This is a genomic window from Streptomyces poriticola, assembly GCF_036689765.1.
GTDB classification, from domain to species: Bacteria; Actinomycetota; Actinomycetes; order Streptomycetales; family Streptomycetaceae; genus Streptomyces; species Streptomyces poriticola.
In genome coordinates, this window is record NZ_JBAGKH010000035.1 from 1 (window position 1) to 17,750 (window position 17,750).

Here is a 17,750-nt window from a genome sequence, read left to right on the forward strand (position 1 = left end):
TCACGGGTGCTCGGTGCGGACCACGGCGACCGGGCAGTGCGCGTGGTGCAGGACGGCCTGGCTGACCGATCCCAGCAGCAGGCCGGTGAAGCCGCCCCGGCCGCGTGCGCCGACCACGACGAGCGCGACCCCGGCGCTCTCCCCGATCAGCGTCGCACGGACCCGGCCGCGCAGCAGCCGCCGGTGCACGACGACGTCCGCGTGCCGCTGCGCGGGGGCGGTCAGGGCCTCGGCGAGCGCGCCCTCCTCCTCGTCGTGGAGGTGGTTCTCGTCGTAGGTCACGAAGGGCGGGTCGGCGGGTCCGTCGTAGACCCGTTCGGTGTGGGTGTTCCATACATGGACGGCGATCAGGTCCGCCCCGCGCAGGGACGCCTCCGCGAAGGCGAACTCGACGGCGCCCCGGGAGGCAGGGGAACCGTCCGCGGCGAGCAGGACCGGCCCGGCGGGGTCGGGCGTGCCCCGTACGACCAGGACCGGGCTGCGGCCGTGGGCGCTGAGCTGGACGGCGGTCGAGCCGAGCAGCAGTCCGGTGAAGGCACCCAGGCCGCGGCTGCCGATCACGGTCAGGGAGGCGGTGCGCGACTCGATCTCCAGCACGGTCAGTGGTTCGCCGACCACGACCTCCCGTTCCACCGCGAGCTGCGGGGCCACCTCGTGGGCGCGGCGTTCGGCCTCGGCGAGGGTGCCGTCCGCCATCTCGCGCAGCCCCGTGGCGGCGCGGTTCCACGGCGGCAGGCGCGGGGGCAGGTGCGGCCGGGGCCGGCCGAAGGCGTGCACCAGCCGCAGCCCGGCCCCGCGCAGCTGTGCCTCGCGGGCGGCTGTCTCCGCCGCCGCCAGGCTGGTGGGCGAGCCGTCCACCCCGACCACCACCGGGTCCACCATGGCGGCACCTCCCAAGCTCCCGGGGTCCGGCGGGCCCGCTCCGGGGCGAGGGCCGCCCGCCCCTCAGCTCCAGCGTCCCTCCGCCGGCGGCCGGTCGCACGGTCTGTGCACATCCGGATCCGCGGGCACTCTCCTGCGTGCGCACCTCGGCGGGCGCCCCCGTGCCACGGAACGACCGGTCTCATGTCCGGACGAGCGGCTTGGCCAGGACCGTCTCCCGGCCGACCCCGTCGGACAACAGGTCGCCCGGCTCGCCGGTGGGGCGGAACCCGTGCCGCTCGTACAGCGCGAGGGCCGGCCCGTTACCGGGTCTGACCGACAGCCGCGGTGGGCCGGCTCCGACGTGGACGGCCCACCGCTCGACCTCCGCGACCAGGCGGGATCCGACGCCGTGGCCGCGGGCGGCGGGTCCGACCCAGGGGGAGATCAGCTCCGCCGTGCCCGGCTGCTCGTCCGGCACGCCGCTCGCCATCCCGGCCGGGTGCCCGTCGACGCGCGCGACCAGGTTGCAGGAGCCGGGGATCGCCGGCCGGGCCCGCCGGCGCTCCTCGCGGTCGCCCTCGCCCTGCCGGTCGGCGAGCCGCGAGCCGAAGGCGTGCGGCGCATCGGCCAGGGCGGCCGGCCGCAGCTCCCGCCAGTCCCGCCAGTCGTCGGGCCCCAGTATCATGCCCCTGAGTATGAGCGCGTCCCGGGCGCGGGCCGGGCTCAGCCGACGGGCGGCATCCCGGACTCCGGCGAGTCCAGGCCCGGCCTGGGCTTCCGCCAGGCGCCCCGGGTGAAGTCGGGCACCTCGACGGGGCGGCCCCTCCTGGCCAGGGATGCGGCGCTGAGCGGGACCGCGGCGCACCAGGCCGCCGAGTCGTAGACGTCGATGTCGGGCACCAGACCGGCGCGCATCAGCTGCACGGTGCGCCACTGCAGGACGTAGTCCATGCCGCCGTGGCCGCCGTGGCCGGCGGCGTCGTCGCCGACCTCGAGCCACAGCCAGTGGTCGAATTCCTTGCGGTAGCTGTCGAAGTCGCGCCAGGTGTGGCCGCCATGGTCGGGTTCGACATAGATGCGGGCGCCGGTGGGGCCGGGTCCGGCGTAGTCCTCGACGATGCCGCGGCTTCCGGCGAGGGTGTTGATGCGGCTGTAGGGGCGGGGCGAGCTGACGTCGTGCTCGGCGCGGATCAGCCTGCCGTGGGCGGTTTCGATCATGCAGGTGACCCGGTCGCCGTTGATGTAGGTCTCGTTCCAGGACGGGTGGTCCCGGGGGACGAAACGTTCCCGGTAGTCGGCCAGGCCCTTCGGGGCGGACGCGGTGGCGGTCAGGGTGGTCAGGCGGTCGCCGCGGTTGATGTCCATGGCGGCGGCGATCGGGGCCAGGCCGTGCATCGGGTAGAGGGAGGCGGTGCTGCGGGTGTGCCACAGCCGTCGCCAGGCGTCGGTGTAGTAGGTGTCGGAGAAGAGCAGTGCGCGCAGGTCGTGGAGGTAGCCTCCGTGGCCGTTGGTGATGTCCCCGAGCAGTCCGGCGTGCGCCATGCGCAGCAGGGCCAGTTCGTTGCGGCCGTAGGAGCAGTTCTCCGCCAGCATCAGGTGGCGGCGGGTGCGCTCGGAGGTGTCGACGAGGTCCCACAGTTCCCGCAGTCCGGTCGCGACGGGCAGTTCGACCATGGCGTGTCTGCCGCTGCGCAGTGCGGCCCGGCCCTGCTCGTGGTGGAACTCCCAGGGTGTGGCGACGTACACCAGGTCGATGTCGTCGCGCTCGAGCATCCGGGCGTAGGCGTCCGGGGAGCCCGAGTACGCGGCGGGACGCGGCTCGCCCCTGCTCTCCAGCCGGTCGGCGGCGCGGCGGGCGCGGTCGCCGCGGATGTCGCAGACGGCGGTCACGGTGCAGCCCGGGACGGCGGCCCAGCCCAGGACCATGCCGCCGCCGCGGTTGCCGAGTCCGATCACGGCGACGCGGACGGTGCGGTGCGCGTCGAAAGGGACGCCGGTCATCGACCGCTGACCGGGTCTGCGGCGGGGGGTGTGCCCGGTCGCGGCCGGGGCGGCCTGGGCGGATCCGGCGAGGCCGGTCGCGAGCGCTCCGGTCGCGGCGGCGCCGCCCAGGAGCAACCGGCGGGAGACAGCGGGGATCTCTGACATGGCGGCAACGCTCCTCGATGGGGGTGGTGGCCCTGCATCCCTGTCGAGGCACGACTCTGCGGGCATCGCCATTTACATGTCAATATGTGTTCAGAGACAAGCGACTTCAATCAACAATGAGCATCACGGCCGGCCTGGAGCGCGGCTCGGACCATGGAGCTCCGGACATGCGCCAGGCCGGCCGGAACGGGGCCGGCCGGCCTGGGACCGCAGGTCGGGAAGGACGGATCGGGCGTCAGACCAGGTCGAAGCGGTCCAGGTTCATCACCTTCACCCATGCGTCGACGAAGTCGGTCACGAACTTCTCCTTCGCGTCGTCGCTCGCGTAGACCTCCGCGACCGCCCGCAGCTCGGAGTTGGAGCCGAAGACGAGGTCGGCACGGGTGCCGGTCCACTTCACCTCGCCGGTGGCGGCGTCGCGGCCCTCGAAGGTGGTCTGGTCCTCGGAGGTGGACTTCCAGGTCGTGCCCAGGTCGAGCAGGTTGACGAAGAAGTCGTTGGTCAGCCGGCCCGGGGTCCTGGTGAGCACGCCGTGCTTGGAACCGTTGTGGTTGGCGCCCAGCACCCGCAGGCCACCGACCAGGACGGTCGTCTCGGGGGCGCTCAGCGTGAGCAGGTTGGCCCGGTCGAGCAGCAGGTACTCGGCGGGGAGGCGGTTGCCCTTGCCGAGGTAGTTGCGGAACCCGTCGGAGGTCGGCTCCAGCGCGGCGAACGACTCGGCGTCGGTGTGCTCCTCGGAGGCGTCGACCCGGCCCGGGGCGAAGGGCACCTCGATGTCGACGCCGGCGTCCTTGGCCGCCTTCTCCACCGCGGCGCTGCCGCCGAGGACGATCAGGTCGGCGAGGGAGACCTTCCTGGCGCCGTTGTTGAACTCGCTCCGGATGCCCTCCAGGGTGCGCAGCACCTGCGCGAGCTCGTCGGGGTTGTTGACCTCCCAGCCGCGCTGCGGCTCCAGACGGATCCGGGCGCCGTTGGCGCCGCCGCGCTTGTCGCTGCCGCGGAACGTGGACGCCGACGCCCACGCGGCGCTCACCAGCTGCGGGACGGTCAGACCGGAGTCGAGGATCCGGGCCTTGAGCGCCGTGATGTCAGCGGCGTCGACGGTCTCGCCCTCGGCCTCGGGCAGCGGGTCCTGCCACAGCAGGGTCTCCTCGGGGACCTCCGGGCCGAGGTACAGCGACTTCGGGCCCATGTCACGGTGGGTCAGCTTGTACCAGGCGCGGGCGAAGGCGTCCGCGAACTCCTCCGGGTTCTCGTGGAACCTGCGGGCGATCGGCTCGTAGATCGGGTCGAAGCGCAGCGAGAGGTCGGTGGTGAGCATCGTCGGGCGGCGCTTCTTCGACGGGTCGAAGGCGTCCGGGACGATCTCCGGTGCATCCTTGGCCACCCACTGGTGGGCGCCGGCCGGGCTCTGGGTGAGCTCGTACTCGTACTCGAAGAGGTTCTTGAAGAACCCGTTGCTCCACCGGGTCGGGGTGGTGGTCCAGGTGACCTCCAGACCGCTGGTGATGGCGTCCTTGCCGGCACCGGTGCCGTGCGTGCTGTGCCAGCCGAGGCCCAGCTGCTCCATCGGGGCGGCCTCCGGGTCCGGGCCGACGGCGTCCGCGGGGCCCGCGCCGTGGGTCTTGCCGAAGGTGTGGCCGCCGGCGATGAGGGCGACGGTCTCCTCGTCGTTCATCGCCATCCGGCGGAAGGTCTCACGGATGTCGCGGGCCGCGGCGATCGGGTCCGGGTTGCCGTTCGGGCCCTCCGGGTTGACGTAGATCAGGCCCATCTGGACGGCGCCGAGCGGGTTCTCCAGCTCGCGGTCGCCGCTGTATCGCTGGTCGTCGAGCCAGGTGGTCTCCGGGCCCCAGTAGACGTCCTCCTCCGGCTCCCAGACGTCCTCGCGGCCGCCGCCGAAGCCGAAGGTCTCGAAGCCCATCTGCTCCAGCGCGACGTTTCCGGTGAGGATCATCAGGTCGGCCCAGGAGATGGACCGGCCGTACTTCTTCTTGACCGGCCACAGCAGGCGGCGGGCCTTGTCCAGGCTGGCGTTGTCCGGCCAGCTGTTCAGCGGGGCGAAGCGCTGCTGGCCCGCGCCCGCGCCGCCGCGGCCGTCGCTGATCCGGTAGGTACCGGCGCTGTGCCACGCCATCCGGATCATCAGCGGGCCGTAGTTGCCGAAGTCGGCCGGCCACCAGTCCTGCGAGGTGGTCAGCACCTCGGCGACGTCGCGTTTCACGGCCGCGAGGTCGAGGGCCTGGAACGCCTCGGCGTAGTCGAAGTCCTCGCCGAGCGGGTTGGCCACGGCCGGGTTCTTGGCCAGGATCTTCAGGTTGAGCCGATCCGGCCACCACTGACGGTTGCCGCCGCCCTGGGTGGGGTGGGGGGCACGCCCGTGCGCGACCGGGCAGCCGCCTGCCTCCGCGGTCTTGTCATCGGTGACGATGGCGTCGTGGTTCTCGGACATGGGGTTCCGTTCCTTCCAACTGGGCGGATCGCCGTGCTCTGCTGCTGGTGCTGTCGCGGTGCTCAGGTGCTGCGGGCGGTGGAACAGTCGGGGCACAGGCCCCAGTAGATGACCTCGGCCTCGTCTATGGCGAAGCCGCGGTCGTCGGACGCGGTCAGGCAGGGGGCGTCGCCGACGGAGCAGTCGACATCCGCGAGGACGCCGCACGACCGGCACACGACGTGGTGGTGGTTGTCCCCGACGCGGCCCTCGAAGCGGGCCGGGGAGCCGGGCGGGTCGATCCGGCGTACCAGGCCCGCGGCGGTGAGCGCGTGCAGGGCCTCGTACACGGCCTGCAGGGAGATGTGACCGACGCGGCGGCGCACCCCGGAGGCGATCGACTCGGCGTCGAGGTGGTCGCCTTCCCGGACGGTCTCGAGCAACGCGACGCGGGCGGCGGTGACCCGCAGTCCCGCCCCCCGGAGATCCTCGGCGGGGTTCGGCGTCTTCGGTGCCCTCATGACAGTGAACCTAACGCCATAACCCGAATGACTCAAGGAAACGAGGGATTCAATTCCGGTGGCGTGCGAGTGATCCGGTGACCGGGCGTGTCCGGTGGCGACCGCGGGTCATCCCTCGAAGACCGCCACCTTGTCGACACCCGCCTGGTGCAGTGTCCGGTGGACGCCGCGACGGGCGCCGCGCACGGTGAGCGTGACGGGCTGCGGGCCGCCGGTCGCGGCGCGGAGCAGGGCATAGCCGCACGCCAGGTCCAGGTGGTCGAGGGCGGCCGTCTCCAGCACCCAGGACCGCGCCCGGCCCAGCCGCTGGTCGAGAAGCCGCTCCTCCAGTTCGCGCAGCGCGGGTGCGCCACGCAGATCGCCGGAGAGGACCAGCACGGCGTGCTCCCCGCCGGCCTCGGCGATCCGCACCGTCCGGTGCCCGTACTCCGGGGGATGCGCCTCTGCCACGGTGACCTCCTCGGTGACAGCCGCTCGGAAAGCGGTGCAGGTGGTCGGTGCGCGGTACGCACTCCATTGTCGCCACGTCCGGGCCCGGGAGCACGGCGACCGGCCCTCCGCGACGCCGTGTCGCGGCCCTCTGGCACTGTGTGAACAGGCACCCACCGGGAAGGACGGGGAGAACAGATGATCATCTTCGGTACCAAGGGGTATCTGTACCAGCTCGCGATACTGACGCTGGTGTGCGGCCGGTGCGGCAACCCGGCCGCGCACACGCTCAGGAAGCGCGTCACCAAGTTCACGCTGTTCTTCGTCCCGCTGTTCCCGTTCTCGACCAAGTACGCCACCCAGTGCACGTTCTGCGGCGCGGAGCAGCAGGTGAGCGCGGAGCAGGCGGCACGGCTCCAGGCGCAGGCCGCGGACGGCTCGGGCGGGCCGTCCCACGGGCAGCCGCAGCAGCAGCCGTACCGGTACTGACGGAGGGGCGGATGCCGGCCGGCGCACCGGCACCGACCCGTCAGCGGCGGCCACCACCCCTCCGGCGGGTGGTGGTACCTCCACCCCGGTTGGGGTGCAAGCCGCATTCTGCAGGCGGGGCAACCCTCGGAAACTGAGGTGCATGGCCAATCCCACCGTGCTTTCTCAGCCCCCGTCCGCACCTGTCTTCCGGCGGTCGGGAAGCGACTTCGCCGAGTTGTCCCGCCGGATCTCCGAGGCGGGGCTGATGCGCCGCCGTCCGCTTTACTACAGCCTGCGCCTCGGGGCGGTGGCGCTGGCGCTCGCGGGAGCCGTCGCCGTCTTCCTGGTCCTGGGCGACAGCTGGGGCCAGTTGTGCGTGGCCGTGTTCGCGGCGCTGGTCTTCGGCCAGCTGGGACTGGCCGCGCACGATCTCGCCCACCGGCAGGTCTTCTCCCGCCGGCGCCCCAGTGAGGCCGTCGGGCTGCTGGTCGCCGACGTACTGCTGGGCATGAGCTACGGCTGGTGGATGAACAAGCACACCCGCCATCACGCGAACCCCAACCACGAGGGGAAGGACCCGGACGTCTCCCCCGACATCCTCGTCTGGTCCCGGCGCCAGGCCCGCGGGGCCCGGGGCCTGCCGCGCCTCGTCGGGCGCCACCAGGCCGTCCTGTTCTTCCCGCTGCTGACCCTCGAGGGGCTCAATCTGAGTGTCAGCAGCTTCCGGGCGCTGCGCAGTCCCTCGGTGAAACGGCCGGTTCTGGAGGGCACGCTGCTCGTGCTGCATTTCCTGGTCTATTTCGGCGGCCTGTTCAGCGTGCTGTCGCCCGGCAAGGCGCTCGCCTTCGTCGCGGTGCACCAGGGCGTGTTCGGGATCTACCTCGGCTCGGTCTTCGCCCCGAACCACAAGGGCATGCCGATGATCGAGGAGGGCACCCGGCTCGACTTCCTGCGCCGGCAGGTCCTCACCTCCCGCAATGTGCGGGGCGGCGTCCTGGTCGACGCCCTCATGGGCGGCCTCAACTACCAGATCGAGCACCATCTCTTCCCGAGCATGCCGACGCCCGCGCTGCGCCGGGCCCAGGACATCACCCAGCGGTACTGCGCCGAGCTGGGCGTCCCGTACCACCAGACCGGGCTGCTCGCCTCCCACCGGGAGGCCCTGCGCCACCTCAGGAGCGTCGGCGAGCCCCTGCGCGCCGCTGCCCGCTGACCCCCGGGCGGTGCCCGCCGCCCCGACGACGAGGTGGTCCGGTACCGCCACCGGGTCGACGAGGCGGTTGAGGCGCCTGGGGACGTCGAGGCCGATCAGCAGGACGACGGCGAGGGTCAGGGTGCAGGTGAGGACGGCGAGCGAGCGGCCCAGGGACATCGTCGAGGCCAGCTGCGCGCCGAGCACCGGGGCGACGGCGCCGCCCAGCGCGCCGACGTTGTAGGTGAAGCCCAGCGAGGCGGCACGGGTCTCGGTCGGGAAGTGCCCGGCGATGAACCGGGGCAGCAGACCCGAGACGCCCTGCAGACAGGCGAGCATCAGGAAGAGCAGGATGCCGAGGACGACCGGGCTTTCCCGGACGGCGAAGACCGGGAAGACGAAGACGACGCCGGCCAGCAGGGTGCAGGCGTAGGCGCGGCGGGTGCCGAACCGGTCGCCGAGGAAGCCCGTGGCGATGCAGCCGGCCATGGTGCCGAAGCCCGCGAACCAGAGCGCGTCGCCGACCTGTGCCGGGGTGTAGCCGAGTTCGGTCTTCAGATAGGTCGGCAGCAGGGCCTGGACGGGCCAGCTGTAGAGGAAGGCGCAGAACACGGTGGCGCACAGCGCGACCAGGAGCGGCCAGCGCCTGCGCCCGCCCAACTGGACGGCGAACGCGGTCAGACAGCCGGCCGCCAGGGCGGCGAGCGCGGGCACCGCCCCGGTGCCGAGCGGGGTGAACAGCGCGAACAGGGCCCCGGTGGCGACCACCGCCAGCAGCGCGTTGACCCATGTCCGGGTGCGGCCGGCGAACAGTGGCCGGAACGGGTTCGGGCGCGGCCCGCCGGCGTTCACCCGCTCCGCCCAGTCGTCGGCCTCGGGCAGCGCGCGGCGCATCCACAGTGCCACGACCACCGGGAAGAGCCCGATGTAGAACAGCCAGCGCCAGCCGTGCGCGGGAACGACCTGGGCGTAGACCTCGGCCGCCAGCACTCCGCCCAGGGAGAACCCGGAGATGAGGAATCCGGAGGCGCGGTTGCGCAGCCGGGTGGGCCAGGTCTCCAGTACGTAGGTGGCGCCGGCGCTGTACTCGCCGGCCATGCCCATGCCGATCAGGAGGCGGGCGGTGAACAGGCTGGTGTAGTCCCAGGCGAAGCCGCAGGCGAAGGTGCCCAGGGAGTACAGCAGGATGCTGGCCACCATGGCGCTCTTGCGGCCGAAGCGGTCACCCAGCGCGCCGAGCAGGGCGCCGCCGAGCCAGCGGGTGATGAAGGCGCCGGAGACCAGGCCGGCCGACTCGACACCGGTCAGGCCGAAGTCGTCGGCGATCTCGGTCAGGACGAGAGTGATCAGGACGAAGTCGAATCCGTCCAGGACGTAGCCGAGCCAGGCGGCGAAGAAGGACTTCCACTTCTCCCGGCCGATCTCGCGGTACCAGGGCGGGGGCGTCGGCGGGGCGGTGTGCGCAGGGGGCATCGCTGATGGTCCCGGAGTCGCAGGATCGGGTGCGGGGCGGGGCACCGGGTGGGCGCCGGATCCGGCGCCGGGTCACAGGAGGCCGGCTCCGACGAGCCGGGCGCGGACGCGTTCCACGGCGGCGGCGTCGAGCGGGACCTGCGGCGCGGCGGTCGCCGGGCAGTCGATGAGGCCCTGCAGATGCACCGCCGCCTTGAAGGCGCCGAGGGCGGAGGAGCTGGGGCCCATGGCGGCCGGGTCACCGGCCTCGGTGAGCTCGAACAGGGTGGCCAGCCGGTCCTGTTCGGCCCGGGCGGCGGCCCAGTCCCCGGCGCGGGCCGCGGCATGCAGCCGGACGTAGCCGTGGGCGTCGACGTTGCCGAGCCCGGGCACCACCCCGTCGGCGCCGGCGAGCAGCGCACCGTCGACGGTGAGTTCGGATCCGGTGAGCACACAGAATCCCGGGGAGCGGTGGCGCAGTTCGACCAGGAGGCGCCGGATGGAGCCGTCGTCACCGCTGGAGTCCTTCAGCCCGGCGAGGGTGCCCTCGGTGGCGAGCCGGAGCACCACGTCGCGGGGCAGCCTGGTGTGCACCGCGGCCGGGATGTCGTAGGCGAACAGCGGCAGGTCGGCGGCCCCGCGGACGCGACGGTAGTGGTCGGCGATCTCGACCGGGTGGGTGCGGGTGTAGAAGGGCGCGGTGGCGACGAGGGCGTCGGCGCCCGCACGGACGGCGTCGGCGGCGCGGTCCCGTACCCGGGCGGTGGTGATGTCGATGACCCCGGCGAGGACGGGGACCCGGCCCGCGGCGGTGTCCACGACGGCCTCGAGCACGGTCCGCCGCTGGGCATCGGTGAGGTAGGCGGCCTCGCCGCTGGAGCCGAGCGCGAACAGGCCGTGCACGCCGGCTGCCACGAGGTGCTCCGTGAGCCGGCGGGCGGAGGGGAGGTCCACCTCTCCCGCCGGGGTGAGCGGGGTGAGGACGGGCGGGACGACGCCGCGCAGGGGCATGGGGAACGGCATGGGCCCTCCAGGTCCTGCTGCGCCCGGCCGCGCCGGGATGACGCGATGGCGCCATCGTAGGCACGGCGGCGGCACCTGACGGCGCCCTGCGCTGCGGCGCGCCCGGCGCCGGGCGGCGACTGCCCGCGAAAGGGTGCCGGCGGGTGCCCGCGAAGCGCTCGGCACCGGGGCGGGGTGTGGGCGGGTGCCGACGGTCGCACGACTGCTGGGGGCCGCGCCGAAAGAGGCCGGCAGGTGCGGTCCGCTCGCCGAGCCCAGGTTCCGAGCCAGGGCCACGGGACGGACGTGCCGGCGGTTCGCCGCGGTGAGACCGCGCCTGACCAGGAGCGGAGACCTGCAGATCGCGGAGTCGGACCGGCGTCACTGGACAGTGATGACGAGTTTGCCCCGCATGTGGCCCCTCTCCCAGTGGCGGACGGCGTCGGCGGCATCGCTGAGCGGGTACGTCCGGGTGATGACCGGGGCGATCTCGCCGACCGCGGTGCGCTCGGCCAGGAACTGAAGGTCCTCCGGTGCCGCTGCCGCCATCAGACCCCGGAAGTTCTGGCCGCCGAAGAGCGACAGCACCGCCCCCGCCAGGTTGCGCTGCATGCCACCGAGCAGCTTGCCTCCCTCTTCGCCGCCGACGAGGACGACGGTGCCGCGGGGGGCGAGGGCGCGGCGCAGGCGCGACAGCGGGCGGTTGCCGGCGGTGTCGAGGATGAGGTCATAGCGCCGGCCGGCCTCGGTGAAGTCCTCGCGGGTGTAGTCGATGACGTGGTCCGCGCCGAGCGAGCGGACCAGTTCGGCCTTCGCCGGGCCGCCGCACACCCCGGTGACCGTCGCGCCGTAGACGTTCTTGGCCAGCTGTACCGCGTACGTCCCGACCCCGCCGCCCGCGCCGATGACCAGGATCTGCTGACCCTGGCGCACCTTTCCCGCGTCGCGCAGCGCCTGGAGCGCGGTGCAGCCGGAGGCGGGCAGGACTGCCGCCTGCTCGAAGGTGACGCCGGGCGGTTTCGGTGCGATCCGGTCGGCCCGGGTACACGTGTACTCGGCCCAGGAGCCGTCGGATGTTCCGAACACTTCGTCACCGGGCCGGAATCGGGTCACCCTCCCGCCGACCGCCTCCACGGTCCCCGCGAAGTCCCAGCCCCGCACCGGGTGCTTGGGCCTGCGGAGCCCGAAGCCCATCAGCCGGACGGGGTAGGGCAGGCCCGTCATGAGATGCCAGGCACCCGCGTCGACGCCGGCCGCGTGGACGCGTACGAGCACGTCCTCGTCGCCGTCGGCCACCGGTTTGCCGATGTCCCTGAACTCCAGGACGTCGGCCGTGCCGTACCGGTCCTGGACGATTGCCTTCATGGGGCTTCTCCTTCGCAGTCGTTGTACTGGAACACGTCGTCGAGCGGCACCTTGAACACCCGGGCGATCTGGAAGGCCATCTGCAGGGAGGGCGAGTAGCGGCCCTTCTCGATGGCGATGACGGTCTGGCGGGTCACGCCGATCCGGTCGGCCAGTTCGGCCTGGGTCATCTCTCCGTGCGCGAACCTGAGGGACCGGATCGAGTTGGTGATTCTGTTCGGCGGCTTCACCACGGCTGGAAGCCCCAGCGGTAGAAGCCGACCTTCGCGACGCAGCTGACGATCTGCGACAAGGTGAACCCCAGGTAGATCACGTTCGCGATCCAGAAGTGGTCCGTCTCGGCCATCGCCATGACCAGTGCCGCGACCCCGCCGACGGCGGCGGAGCTCAGGCCGATGTGCTCCGCGAACCGGCCGATCTCCCTGTCCCGCTGGTCCCGCCTGCCGTCCGACCTCGGCGCGGCGATCGACACCACGATGCCGAGCACGATCGACGCGGCGATCGAGACACCGACCGCCCACAACAGCGGCGGTACGTACGACACGTCCGTGAGCGGGGTGGCGTCCACGGCCCGGCCGAGGACGACGGCCAGGTAGACCGCGTACGAGACGACGGCGGTGAGCATCATGATCCAGGCGCGCTTCTCTTCCAGTGCCATGGCCTCAATGTAAAGAAGGCCAGACACGATGTAAAGCGTTCTTTACTTCACGAACCGTTGGTCGGGGCCCTACGCGACCCGGGGGACCAGGAAGGCCCGAGGTCCCACGCCCGAAGCCCACATCTACCGGGCGTTCGGACCTCTCGTGTCCCGCCGCCCGGCTCGGCACCCCGGCCGCAGGCCCGCGGATCCGGACACCGCGGGAGCAGCCGCATGACGAGTCCCCCACTGCCGCTCGGCCGCCGGTCCGCGGACGCCCGTCCGAACGGCAAGCCTGAGTTCCTCAGGCCGGAGCCGGGCCGTGGGCGTCGGCCACGGTGGCGGCGAAGGTGCGGGCCAGCGGGGACAGGGCGCTCCAGCGCCGGACCGCCCAGCCGACCGGCAGCGGGGGCAGGTCCGGCAGCGGCAGGAACGCCAGGGTGCCGGTGGACGCCTGGCCGGGCAGGGCGGGGACGACGGCGTGTCCGACGCCGAGCTCCGCCAGCAGGACGGCGGTGTCCCAGTCGGCGACCCCGGTGTCGGAGGCGGGGCGGACGCCCACGGCGGCGAAGGCGGCGTCCAGATGGGCGCGCGAGGAGGAGTTCTCCGGCAGCCGGATATGGCGGATCGCGGCCAGGTCGGCGGGTTCGACCCGGGAGCGCCGGGCCAGCGGGTCGTCGGCACGGACCGCGAGGACCCACGGCAGTTCCACGACGGGGCGCTGCTCGATGCCTTGGACGGGGCCGCCCATGGTCACCCAGGCCAGGTCGACGGAGCCGTCGGCGAGTGCGTCGAAGCAGTTGCGGCTGGAGGTCTCGGTGCGGAAGTCCAGGGTGGCTCCCGGGTACCGGGCGCGGAAGGCGACGACGGCCTCCGCCATGAAGTGCCGCACCGTCGTCGCGCCGGTCGTCACGCGCACCGATCCCGCGTCGCCGCAGGCCAGTTCGCCGAGCCGGCGCAGGGCGAGGTCCAGTCCGGCCAGCCCCTCGGTGGCCGCCGCGCGCAGCACCTCGCCGGCCGGGGTGGGGACGACGCCTCGGGGGCGCCGCTCCAGCAGGCGTACCCCCGTGGCGCGTTCGAGCCGCCTCACGTGCTGGCTCACGGCGGACTGGGTGCAGGACAGGTCCCGGGCGACGGCGCTCAGGCTGCCCGCCCGGCACACCGCCACGAAGACCCGCAGGTCGTCGAAGGTCATGGGCACGGGCGACACGGTAGGCGAGACCCGATCCAAGCAATTCCTGGGGTGTCACCAAGAAAACCCGAGGATTGACTGGGCCTTCGCGATCCGACGATGATCGATTCGGGCCCAGGGCGGCAACCCGTCCCGGCGTCCTCCCCCGGGTCCGGGCCCGGGGGAGGCGGCGGCGACGGGTGCCGACCCGCTACCTGAGAGGACTCCCCCGACGATGCGTCCCGACCCCTCACCCGCTGCCGGTTCCGCGGCGACCGCCGCCACGGCCGCCCCTGCCCCGGCTGCCGCATCCCCGGCGGCGCCGCCCCCCGGCGGCGGGACCGTCGCCGTTCTCGGCCCCGGAGGGGTCGGCGGTCTGCTCGCCGCCCTGCTGGCCCGGTCCGGACAGCGGGTGGTCTGCATCGCCGGCGCGGAGACCGTTCGCGCCCTGCGTACGGACGGGCTGCGGGTGCGCAGCCGCCAGTACGGCGACTTCACGGCGCGGGTCGAGGCCGACACGGTGCTGCGCGAGGCCGTCGGGCTCTGCCTGGTGACGGTCAAGCACACCGCACTGGAGTCGGCGCTGCGGCGGATCCCGGCCGGTGCCCTCGGCGGCGCTCCGGTACTGCCGCTGCTCAACGGCGTCGACCACGTGCCGTCCCTGCGCACGCGTTACGGTGCGGAGAACGTGATCCCGGCGGTGATCCGCGTCGAGTCCGCCCGCACGGCGCCGGGTCTGATCGAGCACGGCAGTCCGTTCACCGAGGTCGACCTGGCCAGCCCGGCCGAGCAGGTGGACCGGACGGTGGAGTCGCTGACGGCGGCCGGCGTCAGCACCCGAGTGATGGCGGACGCGGACGCCCTGCTCTGGGCCAAACTGGCCTTTCTCGCGCCGTTCGCGCTGCTGACGACGTATCACCGGGTGCCCGTCGGGGTGCTGCGCACCGAGCTGCGGGCGGAGCTGGCCGCTCTGGTCGAGGAGGCTGCCGCGGTGAGCCGGGCGGCCTGCGGGACGGCCCCCGGCACCGCGGAGATGCTGGCGCGCTACGACGCCTTCCCGCCCCGGAGCAGGTCCTCCATGCAGCGCGACGCCGAGGCGGGCCGCCCCCTGGAGCTGGACGCGATCGGCGGGGCACTGCTGCGGGCCGCCGCACGGCACGGCGTCCCGGTGCCGGTCACCACGGGTCTGGTCGCGGAGCTCGCAGCCCGGTCGTGAGCGTGTCCGGAACCGTCCGGCGCCGGCCCGCGGTCTCGCGCCCCCGGCACCGGCACCGGCACCGGCACCACCCTCGGCACTCACCATGCACGGGCACCGGCGTGGACGTCAGTCCGCGCTCCGCCGCACCGGACGGCATCGGACCGCGGTCGGGTACCGCGGCCCCGTGCCGTCGGCCCGCGGGCGCGCCCTGCCCGGCCGGACTCAGTCCACGATCGCGGCGACCGGCGGCTCGGCCGCAGCTGCCGCGGCGCTACCGCCGAAGTTCGCCTCGACCCGGGCGCGCTCCACCGCGTCGGGGTAGGGGTTGGTGCACGCGGTCCCGGCCGTGGAGCCGGACATCAGGCTGGAGCAGGGGCCCGGCTTGCGGTCCGGCAGACCGAGGATGTGTCCGAACTCGTGAGCGGCGATACGAACCGTGTCGTAGCCCTGCTGGACGGCCTGCCGTCCCATGTAGACGGTGCCGTTGCCCAGGGAGGTGGTCAGGGCGCGGGGCCAGCCGTTGTCCGCCAGGACCCGGATGTCGGCCCACCGTCCGGCCGCGGCCGGACGCAGTTCGACGGAGGCGACGGTGTCGTTCCAGACCTGCGCGCCGCGGTCGACCGCCGTGCGGAACTCCGCGGCGCCACGGGCGTCGTAGGTGAGGATCCGGGCCGCCGGCACGCGGTCGGCCTCGGCGGGCGCGGCCACGGCCTGGGCACCCGCCGTCTGGACGGCGACCGCCAGGACCGCGGCGGCGGCAGCGGTGAGCGTTCGGACGTGCATGGTCGACCTCCTTGTGGGGGAAGGGCAGTCGTGCACATGACATATCGCTCATTGCTGCCCGGCGGTCCTGCCGCCGAATCCGTCAATCGGCCCGTACGACGGCATGCCGCAGGCGCGACGCCACCGAGGGGACCGGGTGCGCTCCCTCGGTCGGATGACCGATGCCGGCCGGGTCCGGGGCGGGCAGAGTGCGTGCCGCACCATCCGTCCCATCGGAAAGGACGCCGTCCTGGACGCCGTACGCCCTGCAGATCTCGTGTTCGTCAACGGTTCCGTGCTCACGGTCGACGCGGACTTCACCGTGGCCTCCGCCCTGGCGGTGGCCGGAGGTGCCGTCACGGCCGTCGGCGACCACGCGGACGTGGTACGGCCGTGCCGGCCGCGGGACACGCATCGTCGGCCTCGCCGGCGGCACGCTGCTGCCCGGCATCAACGACGCGCACCTGCACGGCTGCGCCTTCGGGAGGATGACCAGGCCGCCGCTCCCCCTCGGCCTCACCCCGCCCGCCGTGCGCTCGATCGCCGGCGTGGCCGGTGCGGTGCGTGTCGAGCACGTCCTCGCCAAGCCGGACGTCCCCAACCGGGCCGCCGCCGCGGGGCGCGCCGCGCCCCGGTGTCTGCAGCCGGCGCCCTGAGCCGGGTCCGCAGGCTCGCCGCGCCGCAGGCTCAGGCGCAGGCCCAGGCCGACATGCCCTGCAGCGCGGCCAGCCGCCTGGCCACCGCGATCTGCTCCCTGCGGGTGGCCAGATCGGCGCGTGGGGCGTATCTGCGCCCTCCGGCCGCGATCCAGCTGGACTGCGAGAACTGGAGCCCGCCGTAGTGGCCGTTGCCGGTGTTGGCCCGCCAGTTGCCCCCCGACTCACAGCGGGCGATGGCGTCCCAGTCGGGCCCGAGCGGGGCCGCGGGCGCCGCCGCGGCGGGGGCGCCGAGCGCCGCCACCGCCGTCAGGGTCACCAGGGCGGCGCGGAGGGCACGGCTCCGGACACCGCGCCGACCGGCCCCGCCCAGGCCACCGGCCCCGCCCAGGCGGCCGGTCCTGTCATCATTCTGGCACATAATCATATGCAGACTGTTACACGATCTGACGGAGCGTACGCATCGCAGGGTCGCGCCCGTAGGCCGGACGGAGCAGAGCCCGGCTCCGCGGGGCCGGTCCTGTCCGGGGGCTCCGCGCCCGTCCGCGGAGTCAACTACCGTTCTCCGCAAGGGATCACGCCCGGACCGGAGGACACCGCATGACCGACAGCACCGTGTCGAGCGAGCTGCGCGACAGAATCAAGACGGACCAGCCGCACACGGCCCGGATCTGGAACTACTGGCTCGGCGGCAAGGACCACTACCCGGTCGACCAGGAGACCGGCGACCGGATACGCGAACTGCACCCCGGCATCGGCGAGTACGCCCTCGCCGACCGGCAGTTCCTCGGGCGCGCCGTACGCCATCTGGTCCGCGACTGCGGGGTCCGCCAGTTCCTCGACATCGGTACCGGGCTGCCCACCGCCGACAACACCCACGAGGTGGCCCAGCGCATCGCGCCCGAATCACGCATCGTGTACGTGGACAACGACCCGATCGTGCTCGCCCACGCCGCGGCGCTGCTCACCAGCAGCCCCGAGGGCCGGACAGACTATCTCGACGAGGATCTGCGCAATGCCGACGCGATCCTGGAGCACGCCGCCCGGACGCTGGACCTCGGCCGGCCGGTCGCGCTGATCCTGCTCGGTGTCGTCATCTTCATCGACGACGACACCGAGGCGTACGGGATCGTGCGGCGCCTGCTCGACGCCCTCCCGGCGGGCAGTCATCTGGTGCTGTCGCACACCATCACCCGGCCGGACATGCCCGATGTCGACGCGGCCGTGGCGTTCTGGAACGAGCACGGCACCCCCAAGCTGACGCAGCGCACCCCGCAGGCCGTAGCTGGGTTCTTCGACGGCCTGGAGCTGCTCTCCCCTGGCGTGGTGTCCTGCAACCGGTGGCGCCCCGAACCGGGCGACGACCCGTCGCCCGCCGAGGTGGCGATGTTCGGCGGGGTGGGCCGCAAGCCGGGCGGCCCGGCCACGGCCTGACCGGCCGGAGGGCCGGG

Annotated in this window: 18 protein-coding genes and 1 pseudogene; 5 read left to right on the forward strand and 14 right to left on the reverse strand. The window is 73.3% G+C overall.

Features of this window, described 5'->3' with window-relative positions:
• From V5O46_RS27915 to V5O46_RS27940, 6 genes are all read right to left on the reverse strand, one after another.
• A complete protein-coding gene (locus tag V5O46_RS27915; protein WP_332887485.1) occupies window positions 1-882 on the reverse strand; it encodes a universal stress protein in 882 nt (293 codons plus the stop codon).
• A gap of 181 nt (window positions 883-1,063) precedes the next feature.
• Window positions 1,064-1,549: a GNAT family N-acetyltransferase gene (locus V5O46_RS27920; RefSeq protein ID WP_332887486.1), complete on the reverse strand. Its 486-nt coding sequence runs from the start codon at window positions 1,547-1,549 to the stop codon at window positions 1,064-1,066.
• A gap of 38 nt (window positions 1,550-1,587) precedes the next feature.
• On the reverse strand, window positions 1,588-3,012 hold the full coding sequence (locus V5O46_RS27925; protein ID WP_332887487.1) for a Gfo/Idh/MocA family protein: 1,425 nt from the start codon (window positions 3,010-3,012) through the stop codon (window positions 1,588-1,590).
• A 235-nt stretch (window positions 3,013-3,247) separates the two neighbouring features.
• Complete coding sequence (katG, locus tag V5O46_RS27930; protein ID WP_332887488.1) at window positions 3,248-5,464, reverse strand: catalase/peroxidase HPI; 2,217 nt, start codon at window positions 5,462-5,464, stop codon at window positions 3,248-3,250.
• A 62-nt stretch (window positions 5,465-5,526) separates the two neighbouring features.
• On the reverse strand, window positions 5,527-5,964 hold the full coding sequence (locus V5O46_RS27935) for a Fur family transcriptional regulator (protein ID WP_332887489.1): 438 nt from the start codon (window positions 5,962-5,964) through the stop codon (window positions 5,527-5,529).
• Between the two features lie 108 nt (window positions 5,965-6,072).
• The gene (locus tag V5O46_RS27940; protein ID WP_332887490.1) at window positions 6,073-6,414 is read right to left on the reverse strand and encodes an STAS domain-containing protein; all 342 of its coding nucleotides are present in this window, start codon (window positions 6,412-6,414) and stop codon (window positions 6,073-6,075) included.
• 177 nt (window positions 6,415-6,591) lie between these two features.
• Between V5O46_RS27940 and V5O46_RS27945 the strand changes: the two genes are divergently transcribed.
• Together V5O46_RS27945 and V5O46_RS27950 are read left to right on the forward strand one after the other, a co-directional pair.
• Window positions 6,592-6,882: a zinc-ribbon domain-containing protein gene (locus tag V5O46_RS27945; RefSeq protein ID WP_332887491.1), complete on the forward strand. Its 291-nt coding sequence runs from the start codon at window positions 6,592-6,594 to the stop codon at window positions 6,880-6,882.
• A 142-nt stretch (window positions 6,883-7,024) separates the two neighbouring features.
• Window positions 7,025-8,077: a fatty acid desaturase family protein gene (locus V5O46_RS27950; protein WP_332887534.1), complete on the forward strand. Its 1,053-nt coding sequence runs from the start codon at window positions 7,025-7,027 to the stop codon at window positions 8,075-8,077.
• On the opposite strand, the pseudogene V5O46_RS27955 reads toward V5O46_RS27950, so the two are convergent.
• The 6 genes and pseudogenes from V5O46_RS27955 to V5O46_RS27980 all read right to left on the reverse strand — a co-directional run.
• A pseudogene (locus V5O46_RS27955) lies at window positions 8,066-9,529 on the reverse strand (sialate:H+ symport family MFS transporter); the annotation flags it as partial. The gene V5O46_RS27950 and the pseudogene V5O46_RS27955 overlap by 12 nt on opposite strands.
• Window positions 9,530-9,601: 72 nt before the next feature.
• The gene (locus V5O46_RS27960) at window positions 9,602-10,531 is read right to left on the reverse strand and encodes a dihydrodipicolinate synthase family protein (protein ID WP_332887492.1); all 930 of its coding nucleotides are present in this window, start codon (window positions 10,529-10,531) and stop codon (window positions 9,602-9,604) included.
• A gap of 360 nt (window positions 10,532-10,891) precedes the next feature.
• Window positions 10,892-11,875: an NAD(P)-dependent alcohol dehydrogenase gene (locus V5O46_RS27965; protein WP_332887493.1), complete on the reverse strand. Its 984-nt coding sequence runs from the start codon at window positions 11,873-11,875 to the stop codon at window positions 10,892-10,894.
• Window positions 11,872-12,108: a helix-turn-helix transcriptional regulator gene (locus tag V5O46_RS27970; protein WP_456300729.1), complete on the reverse strand. Its 237-nt coding sequence runs from the start codon at window positions 12,106-12,108 to the stop codon at window positions 11,872-11,874. Before V5O46_RS27970 ends, V5O46_RS27965 begins: the two co-directional genes overlap by 4 nt.
• Complete coding sequence (locus V5O46_RS27975; protein ID WP_332887494.1) at window positions 12,102-12,533, reverse strand: hypothetical protein; 432 nt, start codon at window positions 12,531-12,533, stop codon at window positions 12,102-12,104. The genes V5O46_RS27970 and V5O46_RS27975 overlap by 7 nt, the downstream gene beginning before the upstream one ends.
• A 283-nt stretch (window positions 12,534-12,816) precedes the next feature.
• Window positions 12,817-13,707 carry a LysR family transcriptional regulator gene (locus V5O46_RS27980; RefSeq protein ID WP_332887536.1) on the reverse strand — a complete coding sequence of 297 codons (891 nt, stop codon included), beginning with the start codon at window positions 13,705-13,707 and terminating at the stop codon, window positions 12,817-12,819.
• Between the two features lie 211 nt (window positions 13,708-13,918).
• On the opposite strand from V5O46_RS27980, the gene V5O46_RS27985 reads away from it, so the two are divergent.
• A complete protein-coding gene (locus tag V5O46_RS27985) occupies window positions 13,919-14,899 on the forward strand; it encodes a ketopantoate reductase family protein (protein WP_332887495.1) in 981 nt (326 codons plus the stop codon).
• 204 nt (window positions 14,900-15,103) lie between these two features.
• Here the strand turns inward: V5O46_RS27985 and V5O46_RS27990 are convergent, their stop codons facing one another.
• Window positions 15,104-15,664 carry a snapalysin family zinc-dependent metalloprotease gene (locus V5O46_RS27990; RefSeq protein ID WP_332887496.1) on the reverse strand — a complete coding sequence of 187 codons (561 nt, stop codon included), beginning with the start codon at window positions 15,662-15,664 and terminating at the stop codon, window positions 15,104-15,106.
• A gap of 329 nt (window positions 15,665-15,993) precedes the next feature.
• Here V5O46_RS27990 and V5O46_RS27995 point away from each other — a divergent pair, with 329 nt between their 5' ends.
• Window positions 15,994-16,299 carry a hypothetical protein gene (locus tag V5O46_RS27995; RefSeq protein ID WP_332887497.1) on the forward strand — a complete coding sequence of 102 codons (306 nt, stop codon included), beginning with the start codon at window positions 15,994-15,996 and terminating at the stop codon, window positions 16,297-16,299.
• Window positions 16,300-16,330: 31 nt separating this feature from the next.
• On the opposite strand, the gene V5O46_RS28000 is transcribed toward V5O46_RS27995, so the two are convergent.
• Window positions 16,331-16,726, reverse strand: coding sequence for a transglycosylase family protein (locus tag V5O46_RS28000; RefSeq protein WP_408649074.1), 396 nt, complete (start codon window positions 16,724-16,726; stop codon window positions 16,331-16,333).
• Window positions 16,727-16,899: 173 nt separating this feature from the next.
• Here V5O46_RS28000 and V5O46_RS28005 point away from each other — a divergent pair, with 173 nt between their 5' ends.
• Window positions 16,900-17,733, forward strand: a complete 834-nt coding sequence (locus V5O46_RS28005) for an SAM-dependent methyltransferase (RefSeq protein WP_332887498.1) — start codon at window positions 16,900-16,902, stop codon at window positions 17,731-17,733.
• Window positions 17,734-17,750: the final 17 nt, after the last annotated feature.

What these genes read in the sequence shown, in the direction of transcription:
- V5O46_RS27915 (WP_332887485.1), bottom strand. Translation starts at nt 882, where the DNA reads ATGGTGGACCCGGTGGTGGTCGGGGTGGACGGCTCGCCCACCAGCCTG.
- V5O46_RS27920 (WP_332887486.1), bottom strand. Translation starts at nt 1,549, where the DNA reads ATGATACTGGGGCCCGACGACTGGCGGGACTGGCGGGAGCTGCGGCCG.
- V5O46_RS27925 (WP_332887487.1), bottom strand. Translation starts at nt 3,012, where the DNA reads ATGTCAGAGATCCCCGCTGTCTCCCGCCGGTTGCTCCTGGGCGGCGCC.
- katG (WP_332887488.1), bottom strand. Translation starts at nt 5,464, where the DNA reads ATGTCCGAGAACCACGACGCCATCGTCACCGATGACAAGACCGCGGAG.
- V5O46_RS27935 (WP_332887489.1), bottom strand. Translation starts at nt 5,964, where the DNA reads ATGAGGGCACCGAAGACGCCGAACCCCGCCGAGGATCTCCGGGGGGCG.
- V5O46_RS27945 (WP_332887491.1), top strand. Translation starts at nt 6,592, where the DNA reads ATGATCATCTTCGGTACCAAGGGGTATCTGTACCAGCTCGCGATACTG.
- V5O46_RS27950 (WP_332887534.1), top strand. Translation starts at nt 7,025, where the DNA reads ATGGCCAATCCCACCGTGCTTTCTCAGCCCCCGTCCGCACCTGTCTTC.
- V5O46_RS27960 (WP_332887492.1), bottom strand. Translation starts at nt 10,531, where the DNA reads ATGCCGTTCCCCATGCCCCTGCGCGGCGTCGTCCCGCCCGTCCTCACC.
- V5O46_RS27965 (WP_332887493.1), bottom strand. Translation starts at nt 11,875, where the DNA reads ATGAAGGCAATCGTCCAGGACCGGTACGGCACGGCCGACGTCCTGGAG.
- V5O46_RS27975 (WP_332887494.1), bottom strand. Translation starts at nt 12,533, where the DNA reads ATGGCACTGGAAGAGAAGCGCGCCTGGATCATGATGCTCACCGCCGTC.
- V5O46_RS27980 (WP_332887536.1), bottom strand. Translation starts at nt 13,707, where the DNA reads ATGACCTTCGACGACCTGCGGGTCTTCGTGGCGGTGTGCCGGGCGGGC.
- V5O46_RS27985 (WP_332887495.1), top strand. Translation starts at nt 13,919, where the DNA reads ATGCGTCCCGACCCCTCACCCGCTGCCGGTTCCGCGGCGACCGCCGCC.
- V5O46_RS27990 (WP_332887496.1), bottom strand. Translation starts at nt 15,664, where the DNA reads ATGCACGTCCGAACGCTCACCGCTGCCGCCGCCGCGGTCCTGGCGGTC.
- V5O46_RS28000 (WP_408649074.1), bottom strand. Translation starts at nt 16,726, where the DNA reads ATGATTATGTGCCAGAATGATGACAGGACCGGCCGCCTGGGCGGGGCC.
- V5O46_RS28005 (WP_332887498.1), top strand. Translation starts at nt 16,900, where the DNA reads ATGACCGACAGCACCGTGTCGAGCGAGCTGCGCGACAGAATCAAGACG.